This is a genomic window from Haladaptatus salinisoli (assembly GCF_020614375.1).
In the GTDB taxonomy this organism is placed as follows: domain Archaea; phylum Halobacteriota; class Halobacteria; order Halobacteriales; family Haladaptataceae; genus Haladaptatus; species Haladaptatus salinisoli.
This window is the reverse complement of record NZ_CP085330.1, coordinates 530,964-539,871: the sequence shown is the minus strand read 5'-3', so window position 1 is coordinate 539,871 and position 8,908 is coordinate 530,964. Positions and strand designations below refer to the sequence as shown.

Annotated in this window: 10 protein-coding genes; 6 read left to right on the top strand and 4 right to left on the bottom strand. The window is 65.8% G+C overall.

Annotated features, from left to right (window positions below; all coding sequences use genetic code 11):
• Window positions 1-145: 145 nt before the first annotated feature.
• On the bottom strand, window positions 146-1,120 hold the full coding sequence (locus LIX00_RS23190; protein ID WP_227356885.1) for an ornithine cyclodeaminase family protein: 975 nt from the start codon (window positions 1,118-1,120) through the stop codon (window positions 146-148).
• Window positions 1,121-1,192: 72 nt separating this feature from the next.
• Between LIX00_RS23190 and LIX00_RS23185 the strand changes: the two genes are divergently transcribed.
• The 3 genes from LIX00_RS23185 to LIX00_RS23175 all read left to right on the top strand — a co-directional run bounded on the left by LIX00_RS23185 (window position 1,193) and on the right by LIX00_RS23175 (window position 4,966).
• Window positions 1,193-2,338 carry an NAD(P)/FAD-dependent oxidoreductase gene (locus LIX00_RS23185; RefSeq protein ID WP_227356884.1) on the top strand — a complete coding sequence of 382 codons (1,146 nt, stop codon included), beginning with the start codon at window positions 1,193-1,195 and terminating at the stop codon, window positions 2,336-2,338.
• 85 nt (window positions 2,339-2,423) lie between these two features.
• The gene (locus LIX00_RS23180) at window positions 2,424-4,475 is read left to right on the top strand and encodes a S9 family peptidase (RefSeq protein WP_227356883.1); all 2,052 of its coding nucleotides are present in this window, start codon (window positions 2,424-2,426) and stop codon (window positions 4,473-4,475) included.
• Window positions 4,476-4,549: 74 nt separating this feature from the next.
• Window positions 4,550-4,966 carry an SPW repeat domain-containing protein gene (locus LIX00_RS23175; protein WP_227356882.1) on the top strand — a complete coding sequence of 139 codons (417 nt, stop codon included), beginning with the start codon at window positions 4,550-4,552 and terminating at the stop codon, window positions 4,964-4,966.
• Here LIX00_RS23175 and LIX00_RS23170 read toward each other — a convergent pair.
• The 3 genes from LIX00_RS23170 to LIX00_RS23160 form a co-directional block, all read right to left on the bottom strand.
• The gene (locus LIX00_RS23170; RefSeq protein ID WP_227356881.1) at window positions 4,963-5,199 is read right to left on the bottom strand and encodes a hypothetical protein; all 237 of its coding nucleotides are present in this window, start codon (window positions 5,197-5,199) and stop codon (window positions 4,963-4,965) included. The two genes, LIX00_RS23175 and LIX00_RS23170, sit on opposite strands and share 4 nt — an antisense overlap.
• Before the next feature lie 60 nt (window positions 5,200-5,259).
• Window positions 5,260-5,586, bottom strand: coding sequence for a HalOD1 output domain-containing protein (locus LIX00_RS23165; RefSeq protein ID WP_227356880.1), 327 nt, complete (start codon window positions 5,584-5,586; stop codon window positions 5,260-5,262).
• Window positions 5,587-5,826: 240 nt separating this feature from the next.
• Window positions 5,827-7,170, bottom strand: a complete 1,344-nt coding sequence (locus LIX00_RS23160; protein ID WP_227356879.1) for a hypothetical protein — start codon at window positions 7,168-7,170, stop codon at window positions 5,827-5,829.
• Window positions 7,171-7,304: 134 nt separating this feature from the next.
• Here LIX00_RS23160 and LIX00_RS23155 point away from each other — a divergent pair, with 134 nt between their 5' ends.
• From LIX00_RS23155 to LIX00_RS23145, 3 genes are all read left to right on the top strand, one after another.
• Window positions 7,305-7,718: an EamA family transporter gene (locus LIX00_RS23155; protein ID WP_227356878.1), complete on the top strand. Its 414-nt coding sequence runs from the start codon at window positions 7,305-7,307 to the stop codon at window positions 7,716-7,718.
• Window positions 7,719-7,793: 75 nt separating this feature from the next.
• Window positions 7,794-8,018: a hypothetical protein gene (locus tag LIX00_RS23150; protein WP_227356877.1), complete on the top strand. Its 225-nt coding sequence runs from the start codon at window positions 7,794-7,796 to the stop codon at window positions 8,016-8,018.
• 133 nt (window positions 8,019-8,151) lie between these two features.
• On the top strand, window positions 8,152-8,466 hold the full coding sequence (locus LIX00_RS23145; RefSeq protein ID WP_227356876.1) for a hypothetical protein: 315 nt from the start codon (window positions 8,152-8,154) through the stop codon (window positions 8,464-8,466).
• Window positions 8,467-8,908: the final 442 nt, after the last annotated feature.

Genomic DNA, 8,908 nt, shown 5'->3' with positions numbered 1-8,908 from the left:
TCGGCGAGGTGGCTACCTATCTGGATAGCTGGATGGATATCTCTCTGGAAAGGTTCGTTGGTGACTCTTCTCACCTCGTTCCGTATCCGGAAAGCTATCGGGATAGCTCCGTAGAAATATCGCCGCGAAGGCGGGTCGGCTATCGCTACAGCGCTACCTCCCGGCCGACCCCCGTCGCCTCTGCTCGTTCGAGGACGTGTTCGCCGGCGGCGGCGTCCAACGCGGCGGTGCCGACGCTTTCGACGACGACGATATCGGATTCGGCGTCGCGGCCGGCGCGCCCGTCCAACACGTCCGAGAGCGGTACGAGGTCGTCCGCCTCGAGGTCGGTCGCCCGAAGGTCGCCGATTTCCGCGGCCTCGTCGGGTACGTCGGCGTAGACTTCGTCGGCGCGTTCGAACGTCGCGCGGTCGAGTTCGCGCATCTCGGCGGTGAACGCGCCGACGGCGACGACGAGCGCTCCCGGTTCGAGGCCGTCGCTCGGAAAGACGGGCGACGTCGCCGTCGTCGCGGTGACGACGACGTTCGCGTTCGAGACGGCGTCCCGCGGCGATTCGGCCGCTCTCGTCGGAACGCCGAGTTCCGACTCGAGTTCTTCCGCGCACTCGCGCTTGGAGTCGCTCGGCGAGTACACCCGAACCGATTCGAGTTCGGTCGCCTCGGCGATACAGCGCGCCTGCCATCGGGCCTGCGTTCCGGCGCCGACGAGCGCGAGTTCGACCGGCGCCGGTGCGAGTTCGGCGGCGGCGAGTCCGCCGATACAGCCGGTTCTCGCGTTCGTAATCCTCGTCCCGGCGACGAAGGCGGCGGGTTCCCCCGTCTCGGCGTCGGTGAGCGCGATCTGCGCGTTGACGGTCGGCAGTCCTCGGTCGACGTTCCCCTCGTGGACCGCGACCAGTTTCGTCGCGTAGTGATTCGCCCCGTGGACATAGGCCGGCATGACGAGTCCGGTGCCGAGCGGGTCGTCGCCCGCGAGTCCCGCGCCGACCGGAAAGTGCGGTCTGTCGGGGCGTTCGACTTCGCCGCGACCCTGCTTGACGAAGGCGTCGCGGACGACCGGAAGCAGCGATTCGACGTCGAGGAGGGACGCCACGTCGGCGTCGGAGAGGATTCGAACCATGGCGGCGTTTCGTCCCGACGCGTCTTATCTCCCGGCGGTGGAACCATTACCCGGCGGTTCGTACTCCGGTTCATGCGAGTAGTCATCGTCGGCGGCGGTATCGTAGGGTGTGCGAGCGCGTACTACCTCGCCGAGCGGGGTGCCGAGGTAGTCGTCTGCGAGCGCTCGAACGTCGGAGCAGGGAGCACCGAGCGCTCCGCGGGCGGCATCCGCGCCCAGTTCTCGACGCCCGTCAACGTCGCCCTCTCGCGGGCGAGCGTGCGGGTCTGGGAGCGATTCGAAGAGGAGTTCGGCACCGACATCGCGTACCGCCGCCCGGGCTACCTATTTCTCGCCCGCGAAGAAGCGACCGCGGAGGGGCTGGCCGACGCCGTCGCCGTGCAGAACGAACTGGGCGTCCCGAGCGAACTGCTGACTCCCGAAGAAGCGCACGAACGCTGTCCCGGCCTGCGGCGCGAATCGTTCCGCGCCGCGACGTACTCCCCGACCGACGGCTTCTCCGACCCGCACCTCGCGCTGCAGGGATTCGCCGCGAGCGCCCGAGAATCGGGGGCCGAAATCCGAACCGGCGTCGAGGTGACGGACGTACTCCGCGAGGGAGACGCCGTCGTCGGGGTCGAGACGACCGAGGGCCGAATCGAGGCGGAGTTCGTCGTCAACGCCGCGGGACCGTGGGCGCGACGAATCGGCGGAATGGCGGGCGTCGACCTCCCCGTCGTCCCCGAACGCCGCCAGATAGCCGTCGTCGAACCGGAGACGCCGGTTCCCGAGTCGGTGCCGCTGACCATCGACCTCGACACCGGGTCGTACTTCCGCCCGGAGCGCGACGGCGCGGCGCTCGTCGGGGGTCACTTCTCGCCGTCCGCGAGCGCCGACCCGGACGCCTACGACCGAACGACCGACCTCGACTGGACCGTCGAGGCGTTGGAGCGCGCCGCCGACTGCGCGACCTACTTCGGCCCCGAAACCCGCGTCCGCCGCGGTTGGGCGGGCCTGTACGCCGTCACGCCCGACCACCACCCCATCATCGAGGAGACGGTTCCCGGGTTCGTGAACGCGGTCGGCTTCTCGGGTCACGGGTTCCAGCACGCACCCGCGACCGGACAACTCGTCGCGGAACTCGTCTTCGAAGGGAGCGCGTCGCTCGTCGACATCTCGGAGTTGGACGGTGCGCGATTCGCGGAGGGGAGGACGGTCGAAGAGCGGAACGTGGCCTGACGCGCCGTCGGCCCTCCCGCCGCGATTCTCGCCCGACTTGCTGGCGAGCGTACAACTATTATCCCTCGCGCGAGACGTGCCATCGATGACCGAGACGTTCGAACTGAACGATTTCTACGACCTGACGCTCGCGGCCGACTTCGCGCTCTCGCCGGACGGCGACCGACTCGCGTTCGTCGCGAGCGAGTTCGACCGAGGCGAGGACGAGCGGCGAACGTCCCTGTTCGTCGTCTCGACGGACGGGAGCGACGACCCGTATCGGCTCTCGCGGGCCTCCGACGCCGGGTCGCCGAAGTGGTCCCCCGACGGCTCGAAGCTCGGATTTTTGGCCGCCCGCGACGAGGACGTCGCGCTTTCGGTGCGCGACGATTCGGACGACGAGGACGAAGACGCCGAAGACGACGAGAACGGTGCGGCGGAGACCGGCGACGACGAGCCGAAGTCGCAGGTGTGGACGTTCGATCTCGACCGCGGCGGCGACGCCCGCCAGGTCACCGACCGCGAGGAGGGCGTCCGCGAGTTCGACTGGGGGCCCGACGGCGATCGCATCGTCGTCTCGGCGCGCGACCCGACCGAGGACCAGCGGGAGTACCTCGCCGAACGACGGGACGGCGGCCCGATAGAAATCGAGCGCCTCCAGCACCGATTCGACGGTAAGGGCTTCCTCGACGACGTGACGACCTACCTGTTCGTGGTCGACGTGGAAACCCGGGAGGAACGCCGACTGGACGACGCCTACGGCGGCGGGACGTACGAACCAATGGCCGGCCTGCAACCGGCGTGGGGGCCGGAGCGAATCGCGTTCGTCTCCAATCGCACCGAGCGCCCGGACGATTCGAGCGCGATGGACGTGTTCACCGTCGACCCGGACGGGGGCGACCTCCGTCAGGTCACCGACACCGACCTCACCGCGGGCGCTCCCCGCTGGAGCCCCGACGGCTCCCGCCTCGCGTTCGTCGGGAGCGACGCCACGAACTGGCACGTTCCGACGCAGGTGTACGTCGCCGAAGACGACGAGTACGAATCGGTCACCGCGTCGCTCGACAGAACCGTCTCCCACGCGAGCCGACTCCGCTGGCTGGACGAAGGGACGGTGCTCGCGCCCATCGCCGACGAGGGGAGCGTCCGGCTCGCGCGCTGTTTCGCCGACGGGAGCGACCCCGAGTTCACCTTCGAGTCGCTGGGCGACTACCGGACGATTCGAACGTTCGACTTCGCGGGCGAGACCGCGGCCGTCCTGCTCACCGAACCCGCGACGGTCGGCGACCTGTACGCGGTGGACGCGGAGGAGCTCGCGGCCGGCGAACCCACTCGACTCACCGACCTCAACGGAGCGTTCGAGGAGACGCACGCGATGCCCGGTTGTCGGCGCGTCGTCTACGGAAACGACTCCGGCGACGAAATCGAGGGCATCGCCTACTATCCGTCCGACTTCGACCCCGACGACCCCGACCCGCGCCCGCTCGTCGTCTCGATTCACGGCGGCCCGGTCTCCTACGACGCGCCCGAGTTCAAGTTCGAGTACGCCTACTGGGCCGACCGCGGCTACGTCGTGCTCCGACCCAACTACCGCGGCAGTAGTTCCTACGGACGCGAGTTCAGCGAGGCTATCCGCGGGAAGTGGGGTCCGCGCGAGGTCGAAGACGTGCTCGCGGGCGTCGACCACCTCGTCGAACGCGGCTGGGTCGACGCCGACCGCACCTTCGCCACCGGCTTTTCCTACGGCGGTATCACGACCGGTTACCTCGTCACGAGTACGAACCGGTTCGCCGCCGCGGCGGCGGAACACGGTATCTACGACCTGCGCTCGGCCTACGGCACCGACGACGCCCACAAGTGGTGGGAGAACGACTTCGGCCTGCCCTGGGAGAACCCGGAGGCGTACGACGCCGCCTCCAGCATCACGGACGTCGGCGACGTCGAAACGCCCTTGCTCGTCACGGCGGGCAGCGAGGACTGGCGGTGCCCGCCCTCGCAGTCCGAACAGCTCTACGTCAGCGTGAAAAAGCAGGGCGTCCCGTCGAAACTGGTCGTCTATCCCGACGAACACCACAACGTCGGCGACCCGGACCGCGCCGTTCACCGCCTCGAACAGTTGACAGAGTGGTTCGAGACGCACGACCCCGGTCGGGTGTAATGGTTCATTAGTTCTTGAACGGTCGCGCTACTTATTCGCCCGCTCGGCCTACCTCCGCTCGGAGGAAAAAATCGATGAGTGAAACTGAAACTAGGGAGCAAACGACGCGGACGACCGACACCGGGGAGTCGAACCTGCGGTGGCTGAGCGGCTTCGTATCGCTGGTCGGCGCGTGGATATTCATCTCGGCGTTCATCTACCCGACGATGTCCGTCGCGAGTTACTGGAACAACCTCATCATCGGGGCCGCCATCTTCCTCGTCGCGGGATACAACTACTACCGCATGTCGAAGGGGCTTTCCGCCAGCGTCGGCAGTTCGTCGTTCGTCGCGCTGCTGGGACTGTGGATGATACTCGTGCCGTTCGTCATGGCCGTGGGCGAGGCGTTCTGGAGCGACGTCATCTCGGGAGTCATCGTCGCCGTCATCGCCGGGTACAACGCCTACGCCGGCCGAGGAACGAGAACCGGCGCGACCGCGGGAACCACCTAACTCCGTTCCAGTTTCTTCAGCCGAAACGCGGCGAGGTGGTAGCGGGTGACGAGCACGGCGAATCCGACCATGACGAGCGCGAACAGTGCGTGAAACGTGAGTGCCGTTTCGTGCGAGTAGCCGTTCCATAACTGGGCGGCCCCGAGCGCCACGGGGCCGAAACTGAACAGAGCGGTCTGTGCCGGCAGTTCGCGGCACAGTTCTCGGAAGGAAACGGTCGCTTCGTCGGTCATCAATCGGCCCTTACCGCGACTCGTGAGCGCACCACTAATACCGTTTCGAAATCGGTCCGGTCACTCCTCGGGGTCGTCGTTCCTCGGCACGTACACCGTTATCTCGCCGTTACCGCGGACGGAAATCTCGCAGTTACGGGCGGTAAAGACGACCTTTCCGTCGTCCCGCGGCGTTCCGTCATGTTTTGGGCTGAAGATTGTGTCGAGCGCGTCCGGATCGATGCTGTCGTAGAGCCACGCAGTGTTGTCCTCGTCGGGCCCCACGATGTCCTCAACTCCCCGAATTATCCGCGTGCTAATATCGTCGTCACCCCTCTTGATTCGATACGCCGCGCACTCGTCGCGGTCGAGTTCCGACACCCGCTCTGTCAGTTGCTCTTCTCTCATAGTCTCACGTACCAGTACTGTTCGGATGATGGGGCAGACTGGTTACAAGGATAAAAGAACCTCGATTATAATTAAAAGCAACAGATCATTCTACTTGACTGACTATCATGAAAAGGAACAATTATTTTCCGCGCCCGCCGAGCGGAGGTCGCCCACCGAAAACATCTCGGCCCCGCGATTCTCGACCCGACGTCCGACTTCGCCGCCCGAAGCGCGGGATACGAGGGCGGGCGACCGGCCTCACTCCTTCGAGCGCGCCCGCCAGAGGAGCACCGAGAGCGCTAGCGCGACGAGCGCCAGTGGGCCTGTGAATCCGGGGAGGCTCGATTTCCCGTCCGGCGTCGTTCCGTCCGTTCGCTCGCCCTTCGTCGCCCCCGACCCGGTCGCCCCGTCGCCCTCCTCGGTCGTTCTCGCCGAATCGGAACCCTGTCCGTCCGAACCGAGGTGGAGCACCCAGCCGTCCATCCCCGCCGCGCCGAAGCCGCCGGTCTGCCCCGCGAGGAGGTAGCCGCCGTCGTGCGCCCGAATCGCGGGCCACGGCTTGTCCCACGAGGTGCTTCCGAGGGTCGTCTCCCGCCCGACGCGCCCGTCGGGCCCCGTTTTCACGACGTATCCGTCTGCACTGCCGATTCCTCCCGTCAACGTACCGCCGGTGAACAGGTATCCCCCGTCCTCCGTTCGCATGGCCGAGTCGAGCCAGTCGTCGCGCTCCCCGCCGTATCGCTCTTCCCACGCGAGTTTCCCGTTCGCGTCGTATCGAAGCGCCCAGCCGTCGCGGGAGTCGCCGCTCTCGGACTCGCCCGCGAGCACGATTCCGTCGTCGCCGCCCGTCGCGGCCCAGATGGCTTCCCTGGCCGCGCCGCCGCGCGTCCGCTGCCAGCGTCGCTCCCCGCCGTCTCCGACCCGTAGCGCCCACGCGTCCTGACTCTCGCCTTCGACTTCGCCGGCGAGGAAGTAGCCGTTCGACGCCGGAACGACGGCCTTCAGCCGCCCCGCCGAGTAGCCGTCCGGTGCGGCGTAGGTTCGCTCCCACGCCCTCGAACCCGACCCGTCGAACTTCAGGAGCCATCCCGCGACGCCGGAGTCGCCCCGCGTCCACCCGGCGAGGACGTACCCCTCGCCGGCGCGTTCCACCCCGTAGAACGCGCCGACGCCGGGCGTTCGCTCGTTCCGCGTCGCGCCGTCGGGGCCGAGTTCGACCACCCATCCCCGCGCCCGTCCGTCGCGGTCGGTTCGCCCGGCGACTACGTATCCGTCGTCCGTCGCGACGACCGAGTACAGCCTGTCGGTTCCTGGCCCGCTGAGCGTCCGTTCCCACTCGGGTTCGCCGTCCGGACCTATCTTCACGACCCAGCCGTCGATTCCGGTGCCGGACCGCTCCGTCTCCCCGGCGAGGACGTAGCCGCCGTCTTCGGTCCGGGCGATGTCGGCGAAGATGTCGTCGCCCGAACCGCCGTAGGTTCGGTTCCAGCGTTCGGTCGGTTCCGATTCCGCCTGCGCCTCGACCGCGCTCCCGAACAGGGCCGTGACCCCCGCACAGGACGCGACGAGCACGACGAACACGAGTGTCGCAGTGCGTATCATGCGCGATGGTCGCCGACGACCGAGTTTGTTATGCCGCGACTGCGCTCGGAACAGGGCGCACCTGAACGCCGGTAGCTCCCGCCTGCTCCGCCGGAATCCGAACCGATTCCCCCTTGCAGGACGTTGCCCAGAACATGGTTCGAACCGCGGTACTCTTCGCGCTGGTCGGGATGGTCTCGTGGGGTGCGTGGGCGCTGTTCGCCGACTTCTCCACTCGAACGCTCGCGCCCGAGGTGTCGATGGCCGTCTCTTACGCGGTGGGCGTCGGCGTCGCGCTCGCCTACATCGCGGCGCAGTCGGGGTCGGTGTCGCTCGCCGGGTCGGGCGTCGCGTTCGCGGTCGTGGGCGGTCTCTTCTCCGGAGTCGGGTCGATAAGCTACTACGCCGCCCTGCAGCGCGGGAACACCGCCGTCGCCACGACGGTCACCGCGCTCTACTTCGTCGTCGCCGCCGTCATGGGCGTCGTCTTCCTCGGCGAATCGGTGGACGTGCGCGACGTGGCGGGAATCGGATTGGCGGTCGGGGCCGTCGTTCTGCTGGCGACGTGAACTGGTATATCGCATTTCGCTATATCTATCTGGACGGTGCCGGGTCCGAACGCCGTACCTCGCGGGTGGTGTGATATGTCTTCGAAGGGTATCCTGCACGGTGTGGATCTCGGTCGCCAATGCGTCGTGTGTGAAGGCGAGTTCGACGGATTCGTTCTTCGCTACCCTGCCGAAGGTGGCGACCTGGTTCTCGAAATACACGGACACGACGGAATGACAGCAGTCGAAATCGGGAAGGAAGGCGTAGACGGCCTCACCGAAGCAGCGGCAGAACTGAATATGGCGGTCGATACGCCATGACTGCTGAGTACGAGACGGTGATTCATCGCCCTTTGGCCACGTGTCCCCACGCCTACCACTGGGACGATGCAGACGACGTGTACCGTTGCATGTACTGCGACGATACCAGAACGGAGGACCAAGGTGGACGTCCATGAGGAGTGAGAAGTCTCCCGGACGAATCCTGCACTGGTTCAAAAGCACACGCCCCCAAACGCCGATTATCTACGGTGGATTTCTCGTGCTGGTAGCGTTCTTCTATACCGTCCTGGTTGTCGAAGCTATCGGTGAGAACATCGTCTTCCTTGCTCCTGCGGGGATCGTGGCGAACTTCGTCTTCCCCGCTTGGCTTTTCGTCACGGCAATTCACCTCATCCTGCGAGAAGGTGCGCTGCGCGAACTACTCGCGGAAACGGTTCACATCATCACGAGAATCAATCTCACATCGGGGAGGCTGTTCAGTAGATGATACGCACTTCCCAAGTAGGGAAAGTATTTACCAGTCCACTCACAAGCGGTGATGAGACAAAATGACACAAAAGGAAATTGAGAAGAAGCCTTGGACACACGTCAAGAGCGACGATCCCTACGGTCCACCGTCGAAATATAACGAAACCAGCGTTGTCTGCCCCGATTGTGGAACGCGATACCCCGGCGAGAAAGAGTTGAACGTCAAATATTCCACCGACGAAGAACAGTGTCCTAGGTGTGATGTAGTCCTGTCTCGGATTCAGTAATCCCTTCTCGACGAGTAACTGGCGGCAACCCACGAAGACAGATGCATCTCAGCAAACTTGTGGATGAAGACTCGCGGGGTCCGCCCGCGAGCTGACCTCATCAAAACCCAAGTGTATCTACATTGGGCAGGTATGAAAATCTACCGCCGAATTCTTCCCCATAAGTAACAAAAA